General features: G+C 73.5%; 25 protein-coding genes and 1 pseudogene. 16 read left to right on the forward strand and 10 right to left on the reverse strand.

Features of this window, described 5'->3' with window-relative positions:
* Positions 1-128: 128 nt before the first annotated feature.
* On the forward strand, positions 129-917 hold the full coding sequence (locus AC0OLQ_RS09325; protein ID WP_357339837.1) for a sporulation protein: 789 nt from the start codon (positions 129-131) through the stop codon (positions 915-917).
* Positions 918-1,008: 91 nt separating this feature from the next.
* Here the strand turns inward: AC0OLQ_RS09325 and dtd are convergent, their stop codons facing one another.
* Entirely contained in the window at positions 1,009-1,431 is a 423-nt protein-coding gene (dtd, locus tag AC0OLQ_RS09330; protein WP_484530996.1) for a D-aminoacyl-tRNA deacylase, read from the reverse strand.
* A complete protein-coding gene (locus tag AC0OLQ_RS09335; protein ID WP_484530997.1) occupies positions 1,431-2,915 on the reverse strand; it encodes a DUF7782 domain-containing protein in 1,485 nt (494 codons plus the stop codon). Before AC0OLQ_RS09335 ends, dtd begins: the two co-directional genes overlap by 1 nt.
* Positions 2,916-3,100: 185 nt before the next feature.
* Here AC0OLQ_RS09335 and AC0OLQ_RS09340 point away from each other — a divergent pair.
* The 4 genes and pseudogenes from AC0OLQ_RS09340 to AC0OLQ_RS09355 form a co-directional block, all read left to right on the forward strand.
* Positions 3,101-4,315, forward strand: a pseudogene (locus AC0OLQ_RS09340) (S8 family peptidase); the annotation flags it as partial.
* Between the two features lie 120 nt (positions 4,316-4,435).
* Positions 4,436-5,011, forward strand: coding sequence for an HhH-GPD-type base excision DNA repair protein (locus AC0OLQ_RS09345; protein ID WP_484530998.1), 576 nt, complete (start codon positions 4,436-4,438; stop codon positions 5,009-5,011).
* Positions 5,012-5,073: 62 nt separating this feature from the next.
* Positions 5,074-6,273: a low temperature requirement protein A gene (locus AC0OLQ_RS09350; RefSeq protein WP_484530999.1), complete on the forward strand. Its 1,200-nt coding sequence runs from the start codon at positions 5,074-5,076 to the stop codon at positions 6,271-6,273.
* A gap of 72 nt (positions 6,274-6,345) precedes the next feature.
* Positions 6,346-7,578 carry a low temperature requirement protein A gene (locus tag AC0OLQ_RS09355; RefSeq protein ID WP_484531000.1) on the forward strand — a complete coding sequence of 411 codons (1,233 nt, stop codon included), beginning with the start codon at positions 6,346-6,348 and terminating at the stop codon, positions 7,576-7,578.
* 3 nt (positions 7,579-7,581) lie between these two features.
* On the opposite strand, the gene AC0OLQ_RS09360 is transcribed toward AC0OLQ_RS09355, so the two are convergent.
* Positions 7,582-7,893 carry a hypothetical protein gene (locus AC0OLQ_RS09360; protein WP_484531001.1) on the reverse strand — a complete coding sequence of 104 codons (312 nt, stop codon included), beginning with the start codon at positions 7,891-7,893 and terminating at the stop codon, positions 7,582-7,584.
* Entirely contained in the window at positions 7,883-8,194 is a 312-nt protein-coding gene (locus AC0OLQ_RS09365) for a hypothetical protein (protein WP_244167872.1), read from the reverse strand. The genes AC0OLQ_RS09360 and AC0OLQ_RS09365 overlap by 11 nt, the downstream gene beginning before the upstream one ends.
* Positions 8,195-8,301: 107 nt before the next feature.
* On the opposite strand from AC0OLQ_RS09365, the gene AC0OLQ_RS09370 reads away from it, so the two are divergent.
* Positions 8,302-8,658: a DUF3099 domain-containing protein gene (locus AC0OLQ_RS09370; RefSeq protein WP_357339835.1), complete on the forward strand. Its 357-nt coding sequence runs from the start codon at positions 8,302-8,304 to the stop codon at positions 8,656-8,658.
* 36 nt (positions 8,659-8,694) lie between these two features.
* Here AC0OLQ_RS09370 and AC0OLQ_RS09375 read toward each other — a convergent pair whose 3' ends face one another.
* Both AC0OLQ_RS09375 and AC0OLQ_RS09380 read right to left on the reverse strand, forming a co-directional pair.
* Positions 8,695-9,591: a carbohydrate kinase family protein gene (locus AC0OLQ_RS09375; RefSeq protein ID WP_357339573.1), complete on the reverse strand. Its 897-nt coding sequence runs from the start codon at positions 9,589-9,591 to the stop codon at positions 8,695-8,697.
* Positions 9,588-10,523 carry a pseudouridine-5'-phosphate glycosidase gene (locus AC0OLQ_RS09380; RefSeq protein WP_357339571.1) on the reverse strand — a complete coding sequence of 312 codons (936 nt, stop codon included), beginning with the start codon at positions 10,521-10,523 and terminating at the stop codon, positions 9,588-9,590. The genes AC0OLQ_RS09375 and AC0OLQ_RS09380 overlap by 4 nt, the downstream gene beginning before the upstream one ends.
* Before the next feature lie 88 nt (positions 10,524-10,611).
* Between AC0OLQ_RS09380 and AC0OLQ_RS09385 the strand changes: the two genes are divergently transcribed.
* The 3 genes from AC0OLQ_RS09385 to AC0OLQ_RS09395 all read left to right on the forward strand — a co-directional run bounded on the left by AC0OLQ_RS09385 (position 10,612) and on the right by AC0OLQ_RS09395 (position 13,426).
* Positions 10,612-10,830, forward strand: a complete 219-nt coding sequence (locus AC0OLQ_RS09385; protein ID WP_107074832.1) for a DUF3039 domain-containing protein — start codon at positions 10,612-10,614, stop codon at positions 10,828-10,830.
* A gap of 40 nt (positions 10,831-10,870) precedes the next feature.
* Complete coding sequence (locus AC0OLQ_RS09390) at positions 10,871-11,512, forward strand: trimeric intracellular cation channel family protein (RefSeq protein WP_357339568.1); 642 nt, start codon at positions 10,871-10,873, stop codon at positions 11,510-11,512.
* Between the two features lie 180 nt (positions 11,513-11,692).
* Entirely contained in the window at positions 11,693-13,426 is a 1,734-nt protein-coding gene (locus AC0OLQ_RS09395; protein ID WP_484531002.1) for a DEAD/DEAH box helicase, read from the forward strand.
* 177 nt (positions 13,427-13,603) lie between these two features.
* Here the strand turns inward: AC0OLQ_RS09395 and AC0OLQ_RS09400 are convergent, their stop codons facing one another.
* Together AC0OLQ_RS09400 and AC0OLQ_RS09405 are read right to left on the reverse strand one after the other, a co-directional pair.
* Positions 13,604-13,837 carry a DUF7455 domain-containing protein gene (locus AC0OLQ_RS09400; RefSeq protein WP_013284786.1) on the reverse strand — a complete coding sequence of 78 codons (234 nt, stop codon included), beginning with the start codon at positions 13,835-13,837 and terminating at the stop codon, positions 13,604-13,606.
* Between the two features lie 246 nt (positions 13,838-14,083).
* On the reverse strand, positions 14,084-15,694 hold the full coding sequence (locus AC0OLQ_RS09405; RefSeq protein WP_357339564.1) for an RNA polymerase sigma factor: 1,611 nt from the start codon (positions 15,692-15,694) through the stop codon (positions 14,084-14,086).
* Between the two features lie 287 nt (positions 15,695-15,981).
* Here AC0OLQ_RS09405 and AC0OLQ_RS09410 point away from each other — a divergent pair, with 287 nt between their 5' ends.
* Complete coding sequence (locus AC0OLQ_RS09410) at positions 15,982-16,803, forward strand: inositol monophosphatase family protein (RefSeq protein WP_484531003.1); 822 nt, start codon at positions 15,982-15,984, stop codon at positions 16,801-16,803.
* A gap of 102 nt (positions 16,804-16,905) precedes the next feature.
* Here AC0OLQ_RS09410 and AC0OLQ_RS09415 read toward each other — a convergent pair whose 3' ends face one another.
* Positions 16,906-17,415, reverse strand: coding sequence for a LytR C-terminal domain-containing protein (locus tag AC0OLQ_RS09415; RefSeq protein WP_357339833.1), 510 nt, complete (start codon positions 17,413-17,415; stop codon positions 16,906-16,908).
* A 436-nt stretch (positions 17,416-17,851) separates the two neighbouring features.
* Here AC0OLQ_RS09415 and AC0OLQ_RS09420 point away from each other — a divergent pair, with 436 nt between their 5' ends.
* Both AC0OLQ_RS09420 and AC0OLQ_RS09425 read left to right on the forward strand, forming a co-directional pair.
* On the forward strand, positions 17,852-18,148 hold the full coding sequence (locus tag AC0OLQ_RS09420) for a DUF4193 domain-containing protein (RefSeq protein WP_091269374.1): 297 nt from the start codon (positions 17,852-17,854) through the stop codon (positions 18,146-18,148).
* A 213-nt stretch (positions 18,149-18,361) separates the two neighbouring features.
* Entirely contained in the window at positions 18,362-19,150 is a 789-nt protein-coding gene (locus AC0OLQ_RS09425; protein ID WP_484532305.1) for a hypothetical protein, read from the forward strand.
* Between the two features lie 27 nt (positions 19,151-19,177).
* Here the strand turns inward: AC0OLQ_RS09425 and AC0OLQ_RS09430 are convergent, their stop codons facing one another.
* On the reverse strand, positions 19,178-19,669 hold the full coding sequence (locus AC0OLQ_RS09430; RefSeq protein ID WP_484531004.1) for a DUF3093 domain-containing protein: 492 nt from the start codon (positions 19,667-19,669) through the stop codon (positions 19,178-19,180).
* A gap of 86 nt (positions 19,670-19,755) precedes the next feature.
* Here AC0OLQ_RS09430 and dut point away from each other — a divergent pair, with 86 nt between their 5' ends.
* The 4 genes from dut (at position 19,756) to AC0OLQ_RS09450 (ending at position 22,189) form a co-directional block, all read left to right on the forward strand.
* On the forward strand, positions 19,756-20,253 hold the full coding sequence (gene dut, locus AC0OLQ_RS09435; RefSeq protein ID WP_484532306.1) for a dUTP diphosphatase: 498 nt from the start codon (positions 19,756-19,758) through the stop codon (positions 20,251-20,253).
* Between the two features lie 25 nt (positions 20,254-20,278).
* Positions 20,279-20,932, forward strand: a complete 654-nt coding sequence (locus tag AC0OLQ_RS09440) for a DUF3710 domain-containing protein (protein WP_357339557.1) — start codon at positions 20,279-20,281, stop codon at positions 20,930-20,932.
* Positions 20,933-21,137: 205 nt separating this feature from the next.
* Positions 21,138-21,518 (forward strand): OB-fold nucleic acid binding domain-containing protein, encoded by a 381-nt coding sequence (locus AC0OLQ_RS09445; RefSeq protein ID WP_357339555.1) that lies wholly within the window; start codon positions 21,138-21,140, stop codon positions 21,516-21,518.
* Positions 21,515-22,189 (forward strand): DUF3159 domain-containing protein, encoded by a 675-nt coding sequence (locus AC0OLQ_RS09450; protein ID WP_484531005.1) that lies wholly within the window; start codon positions 21,515-21,517, stop codon positions 22,187-22,189. Before AC0OLQ_RS09445 ends, AC0OLQ_RS09450 begins: the two co-directional genes overlap by 4 nt.
* Positions 22,190-22,199 lie beyond the last annotated feature (10 nt).

Consider the following 22,199-nt stretch of genomic DNA (forward strand, 5'->3'; position numbering starts at 1 on the left):
ACGGGAGTGAGGCGATCGGGGACCCGACAGCAATCCGGGCGGAACGTCGGCTGTGCCTTGCCGGACCCGGTTACCGTGCCAGCGGCCGGCCACCAGGGTTCGGCGCGCACAGGCGATCGGAGGACGTGGTGGTCTTCAAGCGGCTCATGCAGGCGATGGGTGTGGGTGGACCGTCGGTGGAGACGGTGCTGGCCAACCCGAACTGCCGTCCCGGCGGCCAGTTGGAGGGCCGGGTCCAGGTGGTCGGCGGGGAGCACCCGGTCGATGTGAGCTACGTCGCGCTCGGCCTGGTGACCCGGGTGGAGGTGGAGAGCGGCGACTCGGAGTACGACACCACCCAGGAGTTCGGCCGGGCCCAGGTGACCGGCGCGTTCCGGCTGGACCCGGGGCAGCGGTACGACGTGCCGTTCCGCTTCCAGGTGCCCTGGGAGACCCCGCTCACCGACCTGTACGGGCAGCACCTGCACGGGATGACCATGGGCCTGCGGACCGAGCTGGAGGTGGCCCGGGCGGTCGACAAGGGCGACCTGGACGCGGTGGCGGTGCATCCGCTGCCCGCCCAGGAGCGGCTGCTGGAGGCGTTGCTGCGGCTGGGCTTCCGGTTCGCCCGGGCCGACGTCGAGCGCGGCCACATCTACGGCCTACGGCAGAGCCTGCCGTTCTACCAGGAGATCGAGTTCCACCCGGCGCCCCAGTACGCCCGCGCGATGAACCAGCTCGAACTCACCTTCGTCACCGACCCGCAGCAGGTGCACGTGGTGCTGGAGCTGGACAAGCGTGGCGGCCTGTTCACCGAGGGCCGCGACGCCTTCGGCCGCTTCACGGTCGACCACGCGACGGCGGACCGCACCGACTGGACCGCCCAGCTCGACGGCTGGCTCCGCCAGTCCCTCTCCCGCCGCGGCCTCTTCTTCTAAGCCCCCTCCCTCCCGTCGATCATGGAGTTAGTGGCGATGTGGATCTCCGAAAGTGCCGCTAACTTCATGATCACCGACGGGGTGCGGGGGTTCAGAGGTCCAGGAGGATGGTGCGGGGGCCGACGTTGACGCTCTCCACCAGCATGTGTGCGCGGAAGCGGCCCGTTTCGACCTTGGCGCCGCGGGCGCGTAACTCCTCGACCAGCGCGTCGACCAGTGGCTCGGCCACCTCGGCCGGGGCGGCGGCGGTCCAGCTCGGGCGCCGGCCCTTGCGGGCGTCGCCGTAGAGGGTGAACTGGCTGACCACGAGGACGGGGGCGCCGGTGTCGGCGGCGCTCCGCTCGTCGTCCAGGATGCGCAGTTCGTGGATCTTGCGGGCCATGGTGGCGGCCACCTGCGGGGTGTCGGTGTGCGTGACCCCGAGCAGCACCAGCAGCCCGTCGGTGATCTCGCCGACGACCTCGCCGTCGACGGTCACGGCGGCCCGGCCGACCGTCTGCACCACCGCTCGCATCAGTCCGCCACCGGCTCGACGAGGCCCCGCTCGACCAGGTGCGCCACGATCGGCCCGGCCGCCTCGGCCAGCTCGTCCGGGGCCACGTCGTGCGCGGCGGCCAGCAGGGCGAGCTGGTCGCGCAGGGGCAGCCGGCCGTCCGCGCCGCCGACCAGGGCGAGCACCAGCGGGTCGATCTCCTCCGACCAGCGCAGCCCGTGCGGCATGGCGAGGACCTGCCGGTCCACCGCCCAGCCTTCCTCGCCCATGGTGGCCTCCTGGCGCAGCTGGAGCCCGTCGGCGGCCCGGTAGCGGGCGGCGAGCAGCCCGTCGGCGTCCCGGGCGCGCAGCCAGTCCTGCCGGTCGAACCACTCGCCGACCCGGTCGCCCAGCGGTGGCTCCACCCGCTGGCGCAGGTCCTCGACCCGGACGATCGGCTCGTCGTGGCCGGCCCGGCGCAGCGAGACGATGCCGAACCCGATCGCCTCCACCTTGTGCGCGTCGAACCAGTCCAGCCAGGCCGCCATCCGCTGTGGGTCGGCCCGCTCGCCGACGTCGGTGAGCCAGAGGTCGACGTACGCCATCGGGTCGGCCACCTCGCGCTGGATCACCCAGGCGTCCAGCCCGGTGCCGGCGAACCAGCCGGTCACCCGTTCGCCCCAGTCCTCGCCGGTGACGTGCACCCAGTTGGCCAGGTACTGCATCGTCCCGCCCTCGGTGAGCAGGTGCGGGGCGGCGGCGGCCAGCTCGGCGCCCATCGCGTCGCCGACCCGGCCGGAGTCGCGGTAGACGTGCGTGGTGGTGCCGGGCCCGACCACGAACGGCGGGTTGCTGACCACCAGGTCGAACCGGCGGCCGGCCACCGGGGCGACCATGTCGCCGCGGAGCAGTTCCCAGTCCTGCCCATTGAGGGCGGCGGTGGTCGCGGCGAAGCGCAGCGCCCGCTCGGAGACGTCGGTGGCGGTCACCCGCCGGGCGTGGGTGGACAGGTGCAGGGCCTGCACACCGGAGCCGGTGCCCAGGTCCAGCGCGGTCTCCACCGGCCGGCGCACGGTCGCGCCGATCAGCGTCTGGGTGGCCCCGCCGATGCCCAGCACGTGCTCGGCGTGCAGCGGGCGGCCGGGCCGGGCGCTGGCCGGCACGTCGGCGAGCACCCACCAGTCGTCCCCGTACGGCTCCAGATCGACGCCGGCGCGCAGTCCGTCGTCATGCCGCTCGACGAGGCCCCCGGCCAGCGCCTCCTCGACGGTCAACGGGGCGAGCGCGGCGGCCACCACCGGCTCCGGCTCGGTCTGCTCGCAGATGAAGACCCGGATCAGCGTGCCGAGCGGGTCGCGGTCCTCGGTGGCGCGCAGGGCCGCCCGGTAGTCGTTGCGGGCCACCCCGCCGGTGGCCTGCGCGCCGAGCCGGTCGGCGATGCCGTTGGCGGTGAAGCGCGCCCGGGTCAGCGCGGCGCGCAGCGCGTCGACCCCGGCGGGGGAGAGCAGCATGTCGTGACGGTCCACGTCGTCATCCTGCCTCGCCACGGCGCCCGCCCGGCGGGCACCCGGGACATCCATACCACCGACCCACTGTATCGATTGTTATCTCTTTCATGCTCATCGATGTGTGGCTAGCATCTGCCCCAACGTTCGTCGATGGGCGTACCCGGTGGTCACGAGCCCGGGCGTGCCCGGTAGGGAGCCAGACGATGTCCGACGTGTCCGTTCCCCGGCGGCGCGCGCTGCGCGTCCTCGCCGTCACGGCAGCCGCCGCGGCCCTCGCCGCCGCCGCCTCCACCCCCGCCCTCGCCGCACCGACCGGCGACGTCCGCTACGCCTCCGCCCCCGACGCCATCGGCGGCAGCTACCTGGTGGTGCTGAAGAGCGACACGGTCGGCGCTGCGAACAGCCTCGCCGCCCGGACCGCCGTGCCGGACCGGGCCGCCGGCCTGGCCAGGCGCTACGGCGGCAGCGTCGGCACGGTGTGGAGCGCGGCGCTCACCGGCTACAGCGCGAAGCTGAGCCCCGCCCAGGCCCGCCGGCTGGCCGCCGACCCGGCCGTCGCGTACGTCGAGCAGGACCGGGTGGTGACCGCCCAGGCCACCCAGACCAACCCGCCGTCCTGGGGCCTGGACCGGATCGACCAGCGCAACCTCCCGCTGAACGCCAGCTACACCTACCCGAACACGGCCTCGAACGTGCGGGCGTACATCATCGACACCGGCATCCGGACCACCCACACCGACTTCGGCGGCCGGGCCACCTGGGGCACCAACACCGTCGACACCAACAACACCGACTGCAACGGCCACGGCACCCACGTGGCCGGCACGGTCGGCGGCACCCGGTACGGCGTGGCCAAGGGCGTCCGGCTGATCGCAGTGAAGGTGCTCAACTGCTCCGGCAGCGGCAGCACCACCGGCGTGGTGAGCGGCATCAACTGGGTCACCTCGAACGCGGTGAAGCCGGCGGTGGCCAACATGAGCCTCGGCGGCGGCGCCAGCAGCTCGATCGACAACGCGGTGACCAACTCGGTCAACTCCGGCATCACGTACGCGGTCGCGGCCGGCAACTCCAGCGCCAACGCCTGCAACTACTCGCCCGCCCGTGCCGCCGCCGCGATCACCGTCGGCTCGACCACCAGCAGCGACGCGCGCTCGTCCTTCTCCAACTACGGCTCCTGCGTGGACATCTTCGCCCCCGGGTCGAGCATCGTCTCCGCGTACCGCACTAGCGACACCGCCAGCAGCACGCTGAGCGGCACCTCGATGGCCTCGCCGCACGTGGCCGGCGCGGCCGCGCTCGTGCTCGGCGCCAACCCGTCCTACAGCCCGGCGCAGGTGGCCAGCTACCTGACCACCAACGCCACCACCGGCAAGGTGACCAACCCCGGATCCGGCTCACCGAACCGGCTGCTGTTCGTCGTCAACTGACGATCGCGCGGCCGCGCGGCCCGGTGGACCCCACCCCTGTCCACCGGGCCGTGTCGCGTGCCGCCGGGGAGTCGGCGTGGCGGGCGGCGGCGGGCGCGGCAGGATGGAGGCATGACGCTCTCGCTGCCCATCGACCCGCAGGCCAACGAGCTGCTGGCGCGCAGCCCGCTGGCGCTGCTCCTCGGCATGGTGCTGGACCAGCAGGTGCCGATGGAGAAGGCGTTCTCCTCCCCGTACGTGCTGGCCCAGCGGCTGGGCCACGAGCCGGACGCCCGGGAGCTGGCCGGGTACTCCCCGGAGGCCCTGGTCGAGATCTTCGCCCGACCGCCGGCCCTGCACCGGTTCCCCAAGGCCATGGCCGCCCGGGTGCAGGAGGTGTGCCGGGCCCTGGTCGAGCGCTACGACGGCGACCCGGCCCGGCTCTGGTCCGAGGTGACCGACGGCCGGGAACTGCTGCGCCGGGTCGGCGACCTGCCCGGCTTCGGCCGGCAGAAGGCGCAGATCTTCGTCGCCCTGCTCGGCAAGCGGTTCGGGATCGCCCCGGACGGCTGGCGCGAGGCGGCCGGCGGCTACGGCGACGCGGACGCGTACCGCTCGGTGGCCGACGTGACCGATCCCGAGTCGCTGCGCCGGGTCCGCGAGTACAAGCAGCGGATGAAGGCGGAGGCGAAGGCCGCGAAGGGCTGACGCAACCGGCGTCCACCCTGGCTCGTTGTCATGATCGTCAAGGCGAAGACGACGGGCGGGTGATGACGGACGAGCGGGGGGCGGAACTCCTGCGCCGGGGCGGTGGGCCCTACCACGCGACCTTCCTGGAGCTCTTCCTCGACGTCGTCTTCGTCTTCGCCTTCACCCGGGTCTCGCAGCGCCTGATCACCGACGTGGCGACGGGCGGCGACCGCCTCCCGCTGGAACTGGCGCAGACGCTGTTCCTGCTGCTCGCGCTCTGGATGGTCTGGTCGCTGACCGCGTGGGCCACCAGCCACTACGACCCGGAGCAGCCGCCCATCCAGGCGGTGATGGTCGGGTCGATGTTCGGCAGCCTGGTGATGGCGGTGTCGGTGCCGGACGCGTACGGGCCGCACGGGCTGAGCTTCGCCGCCGGCTACGTGTCCATCCAGCTCGGTCGCTCGATCTACCTGACGGTGGCGCTGCGCCGGCACGTCCAGCGGCACCTGTCCGCCCGGATCCTGGTCTGGTCGGCCGTCTCGGCCGTGCCCTGGCTCGTCGGTGGCCTGCTCGGGGAGGACGTGCGGCTGCTCTGCTGGGGGATCGCCCTGCTGATCGACTACCTGGGCCTGATCACCGGCTGGCCGGCGCCCCGGCTGGGTCGGGCGACGGCCACGGCGTGGACGGTGACCGGCGAGCACCTGGCCGAGCGGTACCAGCAGTTCACCATCATCGCGCTCGGCGAGATGATCTTCGTGGCCGGCGTCGGGTTCAGCGGCACCCACTTCTCGCTGCCGCGCTGGATCGCCTTCGTGGACGCCTTCGCCACCACCGTGCTGCTCTGGCGGATCTACTTCCACCGGGCCGGCTCCGTGCTGGCCGAGGCGGTGGCCGAGGCGCGGCAGCCGGCCCGGTTGGGGCGGTCGGCCACCTGGACCCACCTGACCATGATCGCCGGCATCGTCACCACGGCGGTCGGCTACGAGGTGGCGATCACCGAGCCCGCCGGGCACGCCGACGTGGTCCGGGTGGCGGCCATCGTCGGGGGCCCGGCGCTCTTCGTGGTCGGCCGGGCCCGCTTCGAGTACGAGGTGTTCGGCCGGGTCTCCCGGTCCCGCCTGGTCGGCCTGCTGCTCCTGGTCCTCGGCGTGCCGCTGCTGGGCCGGCTGCCGCTGCTCGCCCTCGCCCTCGCCGTCACCGTGGTGCTGACCGGGATGGCGGTGGCGGACGCGCTGCGGGCCCGGGGCCGCCCGCCCGAGCGCCCCGCCTCGCCGATGTGACCCGCCGGGGGACACGCAACCGGGGCGGCGCCCCCGTCGTTGGGAGCCAGGACGGCGGACGGGGGTGAGGTGGTGTACGAACGGGGTGCGGAACTGCTGCGCCCGCCGGACAGTTCCGGGCGTGCCACCTTCCTGGAGCTCTTCTTCGACCTGGTCTTCGTCTTCGCGCTGACCCGGGTCTCCCAGCGGCTGATCGGCAGCCTGCCCGCCGCCGGGTGGACGCTGGCCGCCGCGGTCGGCCGTACCGTGCTGCTCTTCCTGGCGCTGTGGCTGATCTGGACGATCACCGTCTGGGTGACCAGCCGGTACGAGCCGGAGCGGACGGTCATCCAGGCCGTCGTGGTCGGCACGATGTTCGCCAGCCTGGTGATGGGGGTGGCGCTGCCGCGTGCCCTGGAGGAGCGGGCGCTGCCGTTCGCCCTCGCGTACGTGGCGGTGATGCTCGGCCGACCCCTGGTCGTCGCGGCCGCGCTGCACGGCCATCCGCGGCGGCTGGTCCCGCTCCGGCTGGCCGTCTGGGCCGCGGCGACCGCGCCGCTCTGGCTGGGCGGCGCGCTGGGCCCGGACGACCTGCGCCTCCCGCTCTGGGCCTTCGCGCTGGCCGTGGACTACGGAGCCCTCTTCACCGGTTGGCCGGTGCCGCGGGTCGGGTCCGCGCCGGTCCTCGGCTGGCGTATCGCCGGCGAGCATCTCGCCGAGCGTTACCAGCAGATCTTCCTCATCGCGCTCGGCGAGTCGATCCTGGTCATCGGGGTGACCTACAGCGGCGAGGAGTTCTCCGGCGAGGGCGCCGGCGCCTTCGTGGTCGCCTTCGTCACCACCGCGCTGCTCTGGCGGATCTACTTCCACCGGGCCGGGCACCTGCTCGCCGAGGCGCTGCGGCTGGCGCGCATGCCGGGCCGGCTCGGCACGTCGGCCACCGTCACCCACCTGGTCCTCGTGCTCGGCGTGCTCACCGCGGCGGTCGGCTACGAGGTGGCCATCGCCGAGCCGTTCCACCGGTCCGAGGCGGCCCTGCTGCTCTTCGTGGTGGGTGGACCGCTGCTCTTCCTCGCCGGCCGAGCCCGCTTCGAGTACGAGATCTTCGGCCGGATCTCGGTTCCCCGGGTGCTCGGCGCGGGCGTGCTGGTGCTGCTCGTCCCGCTGCTCGCGCACGCTCCCGCCGTGCTGGCCCTGTCCCTGGTGGCCGCCGTGCTGGCCGGGGTGGCGCTGGCGGACGCGATGCGCAGCCGCGGCCGCCCGCCGGAGATGTCGGCCTCCCCGATCGGGCGGCGGGGACCGGACAGCAGCGGCCCGGAGGCCTGACGGTCAGGCGGCGGTGGGGCGGGACAGCGCGGCCAGCGCCCGGCGCACGTCGGCCAGGGAGACCGTGGCGGAGTCGTCGAGGTCGGCCAGGCCGGCCTCGATCCACTGCCGCATGAGCGTGGTCACCCCGATGCCGCGCGTCTCGGCGGCCGCCCGGACCCGTTCGTACGTGTCCAGCGGCAGGCGCACCGAGCGGCTGACCATCGGCACGTCGGTGTCGGGGACGGGCAGTTCCGCGGGCTGGCTCTCGTCGATCAGGTCGGCGAGCGCGTCGCCGCTGTCGTGGAACCGCTTGGTCGCCTCGTTACGGTGCATCGTGACCGCCTCCTCGTCGGCGTGACCTCCGCACCGCGTCGTCGTAGCGCTTGGCCTCGACGTCGCTCAGTTCGCGGGCGGAGAGGATGTCCCAGTCGTTGTCGGTGCCGTCGGCCTCGGCCAGCAGCACCGCGAGGCGTCGCCCCCGGTGGTCGGTCGCGTAGACCACCATGACGTCGTCCCCGAGGTGACGGATGACCCGTCGCGTGCTGTGCAGGGCCTCCCAGACTTCCCCGGGCGTGACGTCGTAGACCCGCAGGTTGGCCAACGCCTCATCGGAGAAGCTGAACCGGTTGCCCACGGGCCGAGCGTACCACGGCCGTAACACGCGCCGTCCTTGTCACGATTTTCGCCGATCAACCGTCCCGGGTGACAGGATGGGTCGTAATCCCCTCGAGGAGGTCCGTGGTGAAGCGTCAGGCGTACCAGCCGATCCTGATCACCGACGCCTCGCGCAGCCAGGACGACCAGCTCACCAGCCGCCAGAAGCGCTACGTGCTGATGATGGGAATCCGGGTCGCGTGCCTGGTGCTCGGTGCGGTCCTGGTGGGTGTCAACGCACCGCTGCTCTGGCTCTGGCTGCCGCTCTGCGGTCTCGGGATGGTGCTCATCCCGTGGCTGGCCGTGCTGCTGGCCAACGACCGTCCGCCCAAGGAGCAGCACCGGCTGGCCGGGAAGTTCCAGCCCCGCCACCGCGACGAGACCCCGCCCATGGCGCTCTCCGCCGAGGAGCGCCCCCACAAGGTCATCGACGCCGAACCCTGACCGGCCCGGGCGCCAACCGCCCGGACCGGTCAGGCGTCAGGGGGTGGGGCGGGCGCCTACCGTGGTTACCGCGAGGGCGCCCAGGTCGCCGGCTCGGGCCAGGGCCGTGCGCGGGTCGGCGCCGGCCAGCCAGGCGGTGAGCAGGCCGGCGGCGAAGGCGTCTCCCGCGCCGGTCACGTCCACCACGGCCACCCCGCGCGCCGGGGCCGTCTCGACCAGCCCGGCCCGGTCCACCCAGACCGCGCCGGCGGCGCCCCGCTTCACCACCACCCGCCGGGCCACCGAGGTCAGCGCCCGGGCCTGCGCCGCCGGGTCCAGCCCACCGGCCAGCACCGTCGCCTCGTCGGTGTTGACCAGCAGCAGGTCGACGTCGCGTACCCAGGTCAGGAAGGCCGCGCCGACCCGCCGCAGCGGGGCCGCGGAGGCCGCGTCGACGCTGGTGGTCAGCCCGCGCTCGCGGGCGGCGGCCAGCGCGCGCAGGCCCGCGCCGCGCGACCCGACGTCCAGCAGGGTGTACGCGGACAGGTGCAGGTGCCCGGCGTCGGGCGCCGCCGCGACGGTCCGGTCGACGTGCCCGGCGGTCAGCCGCAGGTTCGCCCCCCGCTGGCTCACCATGGTCCGCTCCCCGTCGTGGGCGAGCACGATGACCGTGCCGGTGGGGTAGCCCTCGTGCCGCTCCACCGCGCAGGTCACCCCGACCCGCTCCAGCTCGGCGACCCGCTCGCGGCCCGTCTCGTCGTCGCCGACCGCGGCGACCAGGGTGACGTCCGCCCCCTGGCCGGCGAGCCAGGCCGCCGTGTTGGCCGCCTGGCCGCCGCCGCTGAACCGGATCCCGGCCGCGGTGTCCGAGCCGGTGGCGAGGGGGCCGGAGAGCACCGCGAGCACGTCGGTGATCACGTCGCCGACGACGACGATGCGGGGCACGGGGATCATGCCGAGGGGGCGGTGCGGCGGGCCGCCACGGCGACCGCGATCCGCGCCGCCAGGTCGGCGTTGCGCAGGATGATCCGGACGTTCACCGCCAGGCTGGCGCCCTCGGTGGCGGAGTGGAAGTGGGCCAGCAGGAACGGGGTCACCGCCTTGCCGGTCACCCCGTCGCGGGCCAGCATGGCCAGGCCCGTGGCGAGGGTGCGGTCGTGCAGCGCCGGGTCGAGCTGCTCGTCCACCGGCAGCGGGTTCGCCACGATCAGCCCGCCGTGGTGCACGCCCTGCTCCCGGCGGGCGACCAGCACGTCGGCGGCCTGTTCCGGCGACTCCACCGACCAGTCCAGGTCGAAGCCGGCGTCGGTGAGGTAGAAGCCCGGGAAGCGGCGGGTGCGGTAGCCGACCACGCTGACCCCGAGGGTCTCCAGCCGCTCCAGGGTGGCGCCCACGTCGAGGATCGACTTGACCCCGGCGCAGACCACCGCGATCGGGGTCCGGGCCAGGGTGACCAGGTCGGCGGACTCGTCGAAGGTCTGCGCGGCCTCCCGGTGCACCCCGCCGAGGCCGCCGGTGGCGAAGACGCCGATCCCGGCCGCCGCGGCGACCGCGCTGGTCGCCGCCACCGTGGTGGCGCCGTCCGCGCCGGTGGCCGCCGCGACGGCGAGATCGCGTACCGAGAGCTTGCTCACCCCGTCGACCGTGGCGAGCCGGGTGAGCTGGGCATCGTCCAGCCCCACGATCAGCTCACCGGCGACCATGCCGATGGTGGCCGGGACGGCCCCCGCGTCCCGGACCGCCTGCTCGATCTGTCGCGCGACGCGAAGATTGTCCGGCCGGGGCAGGCCGTGCGAGACGATGGTGCTCTCCAGGGCGACGACCGGACGGCCGTCGCGCAGGGCGTCGGCCACCTCGGTGCCGAGACTGATGTGAAAGTTGGTCACTTCGGCTACGGTACGGGCCGCTCTCGGCGCGGGCCCAGGTGGACCGGGCCGGATCGACCTGCTTAACTGGACCGTTGGAGGTGTAGTCGTGAGTACAGAGGTTCTCGAGCGTCCCGAGCTGAAGGACGCCGACACCGGCCCGGAGATGTTCCACTACGTCCGCAAGGAGAAGATCGCGGAGAGTGCCGTGATGGGCACCTTCGTGGTGGCGCTCTGTGGCGAGACCTTTCCGGTGACCAAGGCGGCCAAGCCCGGTTCCCCGGTCTGCCCGAAGTGCAAGGAGATCTACGACTCGTACGCCGCGTGATGCCGGGCGGCCGCCCCGGCCGCCCACGTAACCTGCGGCGGTGACCACCTCCACCGCCCTGCTCTTCGCCGACCTCACCGGCGTGGCGGTCTTCGCTGCCTCCGGCGCCTCCGCGGCGGTGGCAAAACGGCTCGACCTCTTCGGGGTGGTCTTCGTCGGCGTCGTCGCCGCCCTCGGCGGCGGGATCTTCCGCGACCTGGTCATCGACGAGGTGCCGCCGCTGGCCTTCGCCGACTGGCGGTACGCGGTCACCGCGGCGGTCACCGCCGCCGCCATCTTCTGGCTGCATCCCCAGTTCGCCCGGCTGCGCACCACCGTGCTGGTGCTCGACGCGGCCGGTCTCGCCCTGTTCACCGTCACCGGCACGCTCAAGGCCCTCGACGCCCACGTGCCGGCCGTCGGCGCCTGCATGATCGGCATGCTCACCGCGATCGGCGGCGGGCTGGGCCGCGACCTGCTGACCGGCGAGATCCCGGTGGTGCTGCGCCGGGAGATCTACGCGGTGGCCGCGCTCGCCGGGTCGATCGCGGTGGCGCTGCTGTCGGCGTACGGGGCGGCGACCGCGATGCCGCTGACCGCCGCGGCCGTCTTCGTCTTCGGGCTGCGCCTGGTGGCACTGCGGCGGCGCTGGTCCGCCCCGGTGCCGACGCCCCGCACCGGTGTCCGGGGACCGCAGGTCTGAACCCCCGCACGGTGGGGTGGGCGGATGTGACCAGCGTGGCGTCGAGTGGGGCGGAACGGCCCCGCTGGTTATGCTGAGTCGGCCTTCGCGGCACCGGATGCGCGAGGGCGTTTTCATGGGCGGCGTAACCCGTGGCCCTCGGCCGGGGTCCGCCGTCGTGCGGTCGGAGAGGAGCTACGCGTGGCACCGCGGTTGCCGGGGCTCGACACGTTCCCACCCCTGCGTGCCTGGCAACGCAAGGCGATGGTGGAGTACCTGCGCCGCCGGACCGAGGACTTCACGGCGGTCGCCACGCCCGGCGCCGGCAAGACCACCTTCGCCCTGCGGATCGCCGCCGAGCTCCTGAACGACGGCACCGTCGAGGCGGTCACCGTGGTCGCCCCGACCGAGCACCTGAAGACCCAGTGGGCCGAGTCCGCCGCCCGGGTCGGCATTCAGCTCGACGCCGCCTTCCGCAACGCCGACCTGCACTCCGCGGCCGACTTCCACGGCGCGGTCGTCACCTACGCCCAGGTCGGCATGGCGCCACAGGTGCACCGGCGGCGCACCATGACCCGGCGCACCCTGGTCATCCTCGACGAGATCCACCACGCCGGCGACTCCCGGACCTGGGGCGACGGCGTCAAGGCGGCCTTCGAGCCCGCGGTGCGCCGGCTGATGCTCACCGGCACGCCGTTCCGCTCCGACGACAACCCGATCCCGTTCGTCAGCTACGAGCGGGGCGGGGACGGGCTGCTCCGCTCCCGCGCCGACTCGGTCTACGGCTACTCCGACGCGCTGCGCGAGGGCGTGGTCCGGCCGGTGCTCTTCCTGGCGTACTCGGGGGAGACCCGGTGGCGCACCAACGCCGGCGAGGAACTGGCCGCCCGGCTGGGCGAGCCGATGACCCAGGACCTCATCGCGCAGGCCTGGCGGACCGCGCTGGACCCGGCCGGCGACTGGATGCCGCAGGTGCTGCGCGCCGCCGACGCCCGGCTGACCGTGCTGCGCAACAACGGCATGCCCGACGCCGGTGGTCTGGTGATCGCCAGCGACCAGCAGGTGGCCCGCTCCTACGCCAAGCTGCTGGAGCAGGTGACCGGTGAGAAGGCCGCCGTGGTGCTCTCCGACGACCAGGGCGCGTCCGCGCGGATCGCGACGTTCGCGGCCTCCGAGCAGCGCTGGCTGGTCGCGGTCCGGATGGTGTCCGAGGGCGTGGACATCCCCCGGCTGGCCGTCGGGGTCTACGCGACGAGCGCCAGCACCCCGCTCTATTTCGCGCAGGCGATCGGCCGGTTCGTCCGGGCCCGCCGGCCCGGGGAGACCGCCTCGGTCTTCCTGCCCAGCGTGCCGCACCTGCTCGGGCTGGCCAGCGAGATGGAGGCCGAGCGGGACCACGTGCTCGGCAAGCCGAAGGACTCCGACGGCCTCGACGACGACCTGCTGGAGCGTGCCCAGCGGGACGACCAGGCCAGCGGCGAGCTGGAGAAGCGGTTCGCCGCGCTCTCCGCCACCGCCGAGCTGGACCAGGTGATCTTCGACGGCGCCTCGTTCGGCACCGCCGCCCAGGCGGGCACGCCCGAGGAGGAGGAATACCTCGGCCTGCCCGGGCTGCTCACCGCCGACCAGGTCTCGATGCTGCTCACCAAGCGGCAGGCCGAGCAGCTCGCCGCGCAGCGACGCCGGGCCGCCCAGCGGACCGCTGAGCCGGCCGCTGCGGCCCCGGCGGCGGCCCCGCCCCCGATGAATGCGGCCCAGCGCCGGGTGGCCCTCCGGCGGCAACTGAACGCCCTGGTGGCCGCCCGCCACCACCGCACCGGCCAGCCGCACGGCAAAATCCACGCCGAGCTGCGCCGGCTCTGCGGCGGCCCGCCCAGCGCCCAGGCCACCATCGAGCAGCTGGAAGAGCGCATCGCCACCGTCCAGACCCTCTGACCCGCCCCTTCACCCGGCCCCGGGTGATCATGAGGTTGGCGGCGAAGTGGATCTCCAGAACTGCCGCCATCCGCATGATCGACGGGGTTTGGGGTGGAGTGGGTGGGGGTGCGCAAAAGCCGGCCGGAGGTCCCCAGACCTCCGGCCGGCTTATGTCTAGTTGCGGATTCCTCGTACTCAGTTCGCCATCAGATCGGCGCCACGCCAGCTGAACTCCGGGTCCGACGCGTAGCGCACGGTGATCTTCACGAGATCCTCCGCGTACTTGTTCGCGTGGTGCCCACAGAACACCAGCTCGCTCCCACCCGCCAGAGTGATCCGGAGCTTGCCGGCAGCATTGCAGCGGTCGCACCGTTCATCGGCGGCCGGGGGGCTCACCGTCTCGGGCGGCGGCGTGAGGGTCGGGGTCATCGCCTTCCTCCTCTGGTCGTCACCGATGAACACTCTCTTCGGTTGCTCACCTATCGTGCAACACCCTTCTCGGGCCCTGCCTTCCCTGTGTGCCCGTCGGGGACGGAGGTCACACCTGGCGTGGAAGACAGTGTGCCGTGCACCAAGGGTGCCACGTCAACGATCACAAACCGGCAACCGTCAGGTCACCGGAGAGTGTTCTACGGCTGGTGATCAAACCGACACGGCGTGGTTGACGCGTGACGGTCAGTCCAGGTAGTCGCGGAGCACCTGGGAACGCGAGGGGTGCCGCAACTTGGACATGGTCTTGGATTCGATCTGCCGGATGCGCTCCCGGGTCACGCCGTAGACCTGGCCGATCTCGTCCAGGGTCCGCGGCTGGCCGTCGGTGAGGCCGAAGCGCAGGCGTACCACGCCCGCCTCGCGCTCGGACAGCGTCTGGAGGACCTGCTGGAGCTGGTCCTGGAGCAGCGAGAACGACACCGCGTCGACCGCGACGACCGCCTCGGAGTCCTCGATGAAGTCACCGAGCTGGCTGTCACCCTCGTCACCGATGGTCTGGTCGAGCGAGATGGGCTCCCGGGCGTACTGCTGGATCTCCAGCACCTTCTCCGGTGTGATGTCCATCTCCTTCGCCAGCTCCTCCGGGGTGGGCTCGCGGCCCAGGTCCTGGAGCAGCTCGCGCTGGATCCGACCGAGCTTGTTGATCACCTCGACCATGTGCACCGGGATGCGGATGGTGCGGGCCTGGTCGGCCATGGCGCGGGTGATGGCCTGGCGGATCCACCAGGTGGCGTAGGTGGAGAACTTGTAGCCCTTGGTGTAGTCGAACTTCTCGACCGCGCGGATCAGGCCGAGGTTGCCCTCCTGGATGAGGTCGAGGAAGGCCATGCCACGACCGGTGTAGCGCTTGGCCAGCGAGACGACCAGCCGGAGGTTCGCCTCCAGCAGGTGGTTCTTGGCCCGCTCGCCGTCCCGGGAGATCCACATCAGGTCGCGCTGCATGTCGCGGGTGAGCTTCTCCTCTCCCTCGTCGGCGGCGCGCAGCCGCTCGGCGGCGTAGAGGCCGGCCTCGATCCGCTTGGCGAGCTCGACCTCCTGCTCGGCGTTGAGCAGCGGCACCTTGCCGATCTGCTTCAGGTAGGCCCGGACGGAGTCGGCGGAGGCGGTCAGCTCGGCGTCCCGGCGCGCCTGCTTGAGCGCCTCGGACTCCTCGTCGTCCCACTCGAAGTCGTTGTCCGTGGCGGAGCTGGCCGCGTCGGCCTCGGCGGCCTGGGTCAGCTCGGCCGGCTCCTCGACCACCACGTCCTCGATCTCGGCGGCGAGTTCCTCCGGATCGATCTCGCCCTCGGCGCCCTCGCCCTTCGGGGCGTCCTTGGCCGGCTTCGCGGCGGCGTTCTTGGCGGCCACGGTGGCCTTGGTGGCCCGGGTCGTCTTGGTGGCCTTCGCCGGGGCGGCGGCCTTGGCGGCCACCTCGGCGGTGGTGCCGGCGGCCTTGCGCGCCGTCGCCTTCCGCGGGGCGGGGGCCGGGGCCTCCTCGGCGGCCGGCGCCTGCTTCGGGGCGGGCGCGGCGGCCTTCTTGGTGGTCTTGGCCGTGGTGGCCCGGGAGGCCGGAGTGGCGGACCGGGCGGCGGCGACCCGGCGGCGGGTGCTCGCGGAGCCGTCCACGACCACCGTCACGCCCGCCTCGGAGAGCGCACGGAGGATCTTCTTGGCCTGGGCCGGGGTCACCTCAGCGGACTCGACGGTGCGCGCGAGCTGGGCCGACGTGAGCTGGCCGCCGGCGCTCTGCGCGTGGGCGATCAGGGTGTCGGTGAGCGAGCGAACGTCGGCGCCGGTCTGGCGGGGTTCTGTCACGAATGACCTTCCGGAGGCGAAGAGCGAGCACGGCCGGGTCGTCCGGCGCAGCACGGAACGCCGTGCCGGGCGATGTCGTTGAGGGACCCCCGTGTCCCGGTCCGACCGGTCGCTGGCGGTCCGTGGCGCGTGGGGCAGGGTGAATTGTAACGCCGTCTGCGGCGATCATCCTGCGCCGCACGGTGGACCGGCCGTACGGACCACCGATTAGGCGCAGTTGTGGACTTTGTAAGGATGATACCCGCGCGCGAACCGGCCGGTCCGGATCGTGCCGGAAGGGGACGAACATGATCGCCTCGGCGCCCACGCCGCAGGAACTGCTCACGATCGCCGTCGAGGTGGCCCGGGACGCCGCGGCCACCGCGCACCGGATGCGGGCCGAGGGGGTCTCGGTGGCCGCGACCAAGAGCACGGTCACCGACGTGGTCACCGCCGCCGACCGGGCGGTGGAACGACAGGTGCTGGCGGCGCTGCGGACGCTGCGCCCCGGCGACGCGGTGCTGGGCGAGGAGTACGGCGCGGGGGAGACCGGCCCGGCCGCCGAGGGCGGGGTGCGCTGGATCGTCGACCCGATCGACGGCACCGTCAACTATCTCTACGGGCTGCCGTACTGCGCGGTCTCCCTGGCCGCCGAGGTGGCCGGCGAGGTGGTCGCCGGGGTGGTGCGCAACGTGGCCACCGGCGAGGAGTGGACCGCCACCGCGGGCGGCGGCGCCTGGCGGGACGGGCAGCGGCTGCGCTGCTCCGCCGAGACCGACCTGGGGCAGGCGCTGGTCGCCACCGGGTTCGGCTACGACGCCGGGCGCCGGGCGCACCAGGCCCGGGTGGTCGCCGAGCTGATCGCGCAGGTGCGGGACATCCGCCGGATGGGTGCCGCCGCGCTCGACCTCTGCCTGGCCGCCGAGGGCCGGGTGGACGCCTACTACGAGAAGGGGCTGGCCGCCTGGGACCTCGCCGCGGGCGGGCTGGTCGCCCGGGAGGCCGGGCTGCTGGTGACCGGGCTGTCGGGCCGGCCGCCCGGCCCGGACCTGGTGCTGGCCGCGCCGCCCGCGCTCCACGAGTCGCTGGACACCCGGCTCACCGCCCTGGACGCCTCCGGCGGCCCGTGACCGGTCCGCCGGGCGGATACGAGCCGGGTGGATACGGAAAGAGTGGCCGCCCCGCCGGGGGAGGGCCACTCTTTTCACGAGAACGGGTCGGCCGATCGGCCGTTACTTGACCGGCCCCGCGCAGGTGCCGGCCGGCGCCTCCGGCGAGCCGAGGTCGCCGAGGGACTGGTTGACCTCGGTGGTGGTGGCCAACTGCTGGAAACCGTTGCCGAGGATCACGTCGACCGTGTCGTCCTTGCGCTTCAGGTCGGGTTCCAGCTTGGCGTTGTTGAGGAAGTAGGCCCGCAGCAGGTGTGCGGAGCCGACGCCCTTGGGGCCGTAGCGCAGCACCGCCACCTGGTCGGTCTTGGGGGCGTTGCCCTCCTTCTTGACCTGGAAGTTGCGGTTGCGGAAGTCGTCCGCGACGCCGCCGGCCAGCCCCACCTCGTCGGTGCCGTTGTAGACGTTGATCTTGACGTCCTTCTGCTCGCGCAGGCGCACGTCGGCCACCGGCCAGCCCTCGGGGCAGTCCTCGGCGATGCCCGCCGAGCTCTGGGTGTCGCGCACCACCGCGACCACGACGAAGACCAGGGCGGTGACCGCCAGCAGTCCGACGACAACGAGTGCCCGCACTCGCGCAAAACTCATTCTGGGCGCTCCCCGGACGGTGATTGGGTGGCGGCGGCCGCCGGCGGTCGGTCCGCCCCGCCGGCGATCGAGTACGCCGCTGAGGTTAACGCTTGTCCGGCTGTCGCGTGGAAACAGTCCGACATGCCGGCGCGCCACCAGAGGAACGGGTACTACTACCCCTATCTTCGTGTCGCCTGAGTCACATTGGGAACAACTTCGGGCGCAGGGGCGTACATCTCTGCCGCGAGGGCGGTATACATGCCTCGCCCAAAGGGGGGGTAAGGTTCCGCGCTCGCTGGGGAGTTCCTTCCTGGCGGTCCCGGCCCACGACGGTCGGGTCGGGTGACCGACACATTTGGTGGCCGGCCAGCGGAACCGAAACAGCGTCGTCCGGCGTTACAACCGGAAGCGACCATATCGATATGGGAGAGTGAAACCGATGGCCACCGACTACGACGCCCCGCGTCGCGACGAGGTCGACCTCGGCGAGGACAGCCTGGAAGAGCTCAAGGCCCGGCGCGTCGACACACAGTCGGGCGCCGTGGACGTCGACGAGGCCGAGGTGGCCGAGAGCTTCGAGCTGCCCGGCGCCGACCTGGCCGACGAGGAGCTCACGGTCAAGGTGCTACCGATGCAGCAGGACGAGTTCAGGTGCGCCCGCTGCTTCCTGGTCCACCACCGCAGCCAGCTGGCGGTCGAGCGCAACGGCGAGCTGATCTGCCGCGAGTGCGTCTGACCCCGAACCGAGACACCGGCGGCGGCCTCCTCGACGGGGCCGCCGCTTATCGAGCCGCCATGCGCCGGTGGCGGGAAGCTGCTTGACTCGTACCGGCGGCTGACACGCCGCGCGGGGCAGGAGGGCGGACGGGTGAGCGAGCGCAGCGAACGGGACGGGGGGCCGGGCGCCGAGGGAACCGGCGCGGACCGACCGACCGAGAAGAACGTGATCCTGCCCGGCGGGGGCGCCGATGCCGGCCGGCCGGGGCAACCCGACGCCGACGCCGAGCAGCTCGGCGCGACCGTCGCGGCGCTGACCGAGGACGACATCGGCCCCGCCCGCCGCCGGCAACTGCTCACCCGGCTGGTCGCCCAGACCCGCGCCCGCGGCATCGCCGACCTGTACAAGCCGAAGGCGGCGATCCGCTGGATGACGGACACCGTCGCCGAGGTCGCCCCGCGCGTGCCGATTCGCGACCTGGCGACCCTCCGCAAGCACTTCCCCGGTCTGGACGACGAGGCGCTCGCGGAGCGGCTCATCCGCAACGCAGCCCGGACGACCGCCGGGGTCGGCGCGGCCGGCGGCGGGGTGGCCGCGGTGGAGTGGGCGGTCACGCCGACCCTGCTCTCCGCGCCGGTACTGCTGGCCGCCGAGACGGTCGCCGTGGTGGCCGTCGAACTGAAGCTGATCGGCGAGCTGCACCAGGTCCACCGGGTGCCACTGCCCCCTGGCGGCGCCCAGCGGGCGGTGGCCCTGATGCACTCCTGGGCCACCCAGCGGGGAATCAACCCGATGATGCCGGGGGTCGGGGTCAGCGCGGTGCTGGGCACCGCCGCCCGCCGCGAGCTGCGCGACAGCCTGCTGCGGCGCTTCGGGCGCAACCTCACCACGCTCGGGCCGTTCCTGACCGGCGCCGCCGTGGCCGGCTACCTCAACCGGCGGGCCACCCGCACCCTCGGCGACCAACTCCGCAAGGACCTCCACTTCCAGGCCCGCGCGCTGCCCCGCAAGAACCCCTGACCCCGGACAACCCCAGGTCGGAGCGGGTCAGGCGGCGTCGCGGGCGGCGATCAGGGCCGCGGCCAGCTCGACCGGGCGGCGCGAGCTGACCACCCAGAACGGGGTGGGGTCGTCGGGATCGTCCAGCACCACCTGCACCGCGCCGCCGACCCAGGGCCGTTGCACCACGAAGGCCAGCGGGTCGGCGCCGACGCCCAGCACCTCGCGCCGGCCGGCCGTATCCAACGGCACCGCGTCCGCGATGTGGCGCACCGGCAGGTGCGCGTCGTCGACCCGCAGCTCGCCGGCGCGGACCGTGACCCGGATCCGGCCCAGCCACCAGAGCGTGGCTACCGCCGCCGGGATCAGCAGCACGAACGGCAGCCAGGCGCGGACGCCGGTCGCGCCCATCCACAGCTCGGCGGCGAGCAGCCCGGCGGCGGCCAGGCCGATCGGCCAGGCCCACCAGGGCAGCCCGAGGCGCTCCGAGTACTCCGGAGCGGCGGTGACGGGAGCGGCCGAGGATGACGACTGACGCACAGTCCGAGGGTACGGCGCGCGGGCGACCGGTGAACCGGCAGGATGGCAGGGTCACCCCCGCAAGGACCGGACGGAAGAGGATGACTGTGACAGACGTCGTACCCGTGCCCGTACGGCAGCTCGATCCGGAGCTGCCACTGCCGGCGTACGCCCATCCCGGCGACGCCGGCGCGGACCTGGTGGCCGCCGCGGACGTGGAGCTGCCCCCCGGCGGGCGGGCCCTGGTGCCGACCGGCGTGGCGATCGCGCTGCCGGAGGGGTACGTCGGGCTGGTGCACCCCCGATCGGGGCTGGCGGCCAGGCTCGGCGTGACGGTGCTCAACGCGCCCGGTACGGTCGACGCCGGCTACCGGGGTGAGATCCTGGTCAACCTGATCAATCATGATCGGGAGACGCCGGCGAAGATCAGCCGGGGCGACCGGATCGCGCAGCTCGTGGTCCAGCGGGTCGCCCGGGCCGACTTCCAGCCGGCGGTCGAGCTGCCCGCGTCCCGGCGCGGGAGCGGCGGGCACGGCTCCACCGGCGGGCACGCCGGGCTGGTCCCGGCTCCGGCGGGTGGGCGGACGGAAGAGGTGGCAGGGTGAGTGCGAACAGCGGAGGGTGGGCGCAGTGATCTTCTCCCGTAAGCGGGCCGAGGGCGCGCGGCACGCGCGTGACGAGCGGGACGCCGGGGTCCTCGACGCCGAGGAGACCCCGCAGTCGCCGGCCCGCGGCCCCTACGACGCGGCCGAGGCGCCCGACGCGCCCCGGCTCGACCTGGGCAGCCTGCAGATCCCGGCGGTGCCGGAGGTCGAGGTGCGGGTGCAGGCCGACCCGCAGGGCGTGATCCAGCAGGTGGTGCTGGTGCACGGCCAGAACGCCCTGCAGCTCGGCGTCTTCGCCGCGCCCCGCTCCGAGGGCATCTGGGACGAGGTGCGTGAGGAGATCCGGCAGTCGCTGTTCAACGACGGCGCGGCCGCCCAGGAGGTCGAGGGGGAGTACGGCACCGAGCTGCGCGCCCGCGTCCGCACCCCGGACGGCATCACCGACCTGCGCTTCGTCGGCATCGACGGGCCGCGCTGGATGGTGCGCGGGGTCTACCAGGGCGAGGCCGCCACCAACCCGGTCGCCGCCGGCCCCCTCGCGGCCTGCCTGGACGGCCTGGTCGTCGACCGCGGCCAGGAGGCCAAGCCGGTCCGTGAGCCGCTGCCGCTGCGGCTGCCCCGCGAGATGGCCGAGCAGCAGGCCGAGCAGGAGGGCGCGCCGCAGCAGCGGGAGGCCTGAGCACCGCGATCCGGGCCCGGTCCCGTCGGCGTGACGCCGGCGGCGCCGGGCCCGCCGCGTGTCCGGTCCCGGCGGCGGTACGCCTGCCGACGCCGGTCCCGCCGCCGGGTCGGATCGGCGTACGCTGGCGGGACGGTTCCGGCAACCCGGGGCCACCCAGGAGCCGGCGCGAGCCGGCGGGCGTGGAGAGGGTGACGCGGAGGTCATGACGACCGACGAGAGCCGGGTGTCGCTGCGGCGGCTCCTGCAGCGGCTCACCGCGAGCGAGGCCGAGATCGAGGCGCAGGAGCTGCAGCGGGAGAGCGCCGAGTCCGGCGGCATGCCCGCCCGCCAGTGCATGCGGGGCCAGGTGGTCTCGGTGGCCGGGCGGCTGCGCACGGTGGTCTACACGCCCCGGACCAACCTGCCCACGCTGGAGGCCGACCTCTACGACGGCAGCGACGTGGTCACCCTGGTCTGGCTGGGCCGGCGGCACATCGCCGGCATCGAGCCGGGCCGGCACCTCACTGCCCGCGGCCGGGTGGCCGTACGGGACGACCGCAAGGTGATCTACAACCCGTACTACGAGCTGGAGTCGCCGAAGTGACGACGGGACAGCACACCGAGCCGGAACTCGGACCGGAGGACGCGCCGCTGCCCAGCATCGCCGAGCAGATGGCCGACCAGCTCGGCGGCTGGCGGGGTCTGGTCGAGTCGAGCATTCCCGTGGTGGTCTTCGTGATCGCCAACGTGGTGGGCGACCTGCGTCCCGCGGTGATCGCCTCGGTGGCGGTGGCGCTGCTGATCGCCGGCCTGCGGCTGGCCCAGCGACGGCCGGTGCGGCACGCGGTCAACGGCCTGTTCGGCGTCGCCATCGGCGCGGCCATCGCCTGGCGCACCGGCAACGAGCGCGACTTCTACCTCCCCGGCATCCTCTACGGCATCGGCTACGGCCTGGCCCTGCTGCTCTCGGCGGCGATCCGGCAGCCGCTGGTCGGCTGGATCTGGTCGGTGCTGGTGGCCAAGGGCCGCTCCGAGTGGCGGGACGACCCGAAGCTGGTGCGCACGTTCACCCAGCTCACCGTGCTCTGGGGCGTGGTGTGGCTGGCCAAGGTCGGCGTGCAGGCCGGGCTCTACCTGGCCCACCAGGACACCGCGCTGGGCGTGGCCCGGCTGGCCCTGGGCTACCCGCCCTACGCGCTGCTGCTGCTGATCACCGTCTGGGTGGTGCGCCGGGTGACCCGGGAGAACACGCCGGCGCCGCTGCCGGGGGCCTGAGCCCCCGAGC

The sequence above is a fragment of the Micromonospora sp. Utrum1 genome (assembly GCF_057197805.1).

Bases quoted from the DNA above. Each gene is read 5' to 3' on its own strand.
- dtd (WP_484530996.1), bottom strand. From the start codon at position 1,431: ATGCGAGCGGTGGTGCAGACGGTCGGCCGGGCCGCCGTGACCGTCGAC.
- AC0OLQ_RS09345 (WP_484530998.1), top strand. From the start codon at position 4,436: ATGACGCTCTCGCTGCCCATCGACCCGCAGGCCAACGAGCTGCTGGCG.
- AC0OLQ_RS09350 (WP_484530999.1), top strand. From the start codon at position 5,074: ATGACGGACGAGCGGGGGGCGGAACTCCTGCGCCGGGGCGGTGGGCCC.
- AC0OLQ_RS09360 (WP_484531001.1), bottom strand. From the start codon at position 7,893: ATGCACCGTAACGAGGCGACCAAGCGGTTCCACGACAGCGGCGACGCG.
- AC0OLQ_RS09375 (WP_357339573.1), bottom strand. From the start codon at position 9,591: ATGATCCCCGTGCCCCGCATCGTCGTCGTCGGCGACGTGATCACCGAC.
- AC0OLQ_RS09400 (WP_013284786.1), bottom strand. From the start codon at position 13,837: ATGACCCCGACCCTCACGCCGCCGCCCGAGACGGTGAGCCCCCCGGCC.
- AC0OLQ_RS09410 (WP_484531003.1), top strand. From the start codon at position 15,982: ATGATCGCCTCGGCGCCCACGCCGCAGGAACTGCTCACGATCGCCGTC.
- AC0OLQ_RS09420 (WP_091269374.1), top strand. From the start codon at position 17,852: ATGGCCACCGACTACGACGCCCCGCGTCGCGACGAGGTCGACCTCGGC.
- AC0OLQ_RS09445 (WP_357339555.1), top strand. From the start codon at position 21,138: ATGACGACCGACGAGAGCCGGGTGTCGCTGCGGCGGCTCCTGCAGCGG.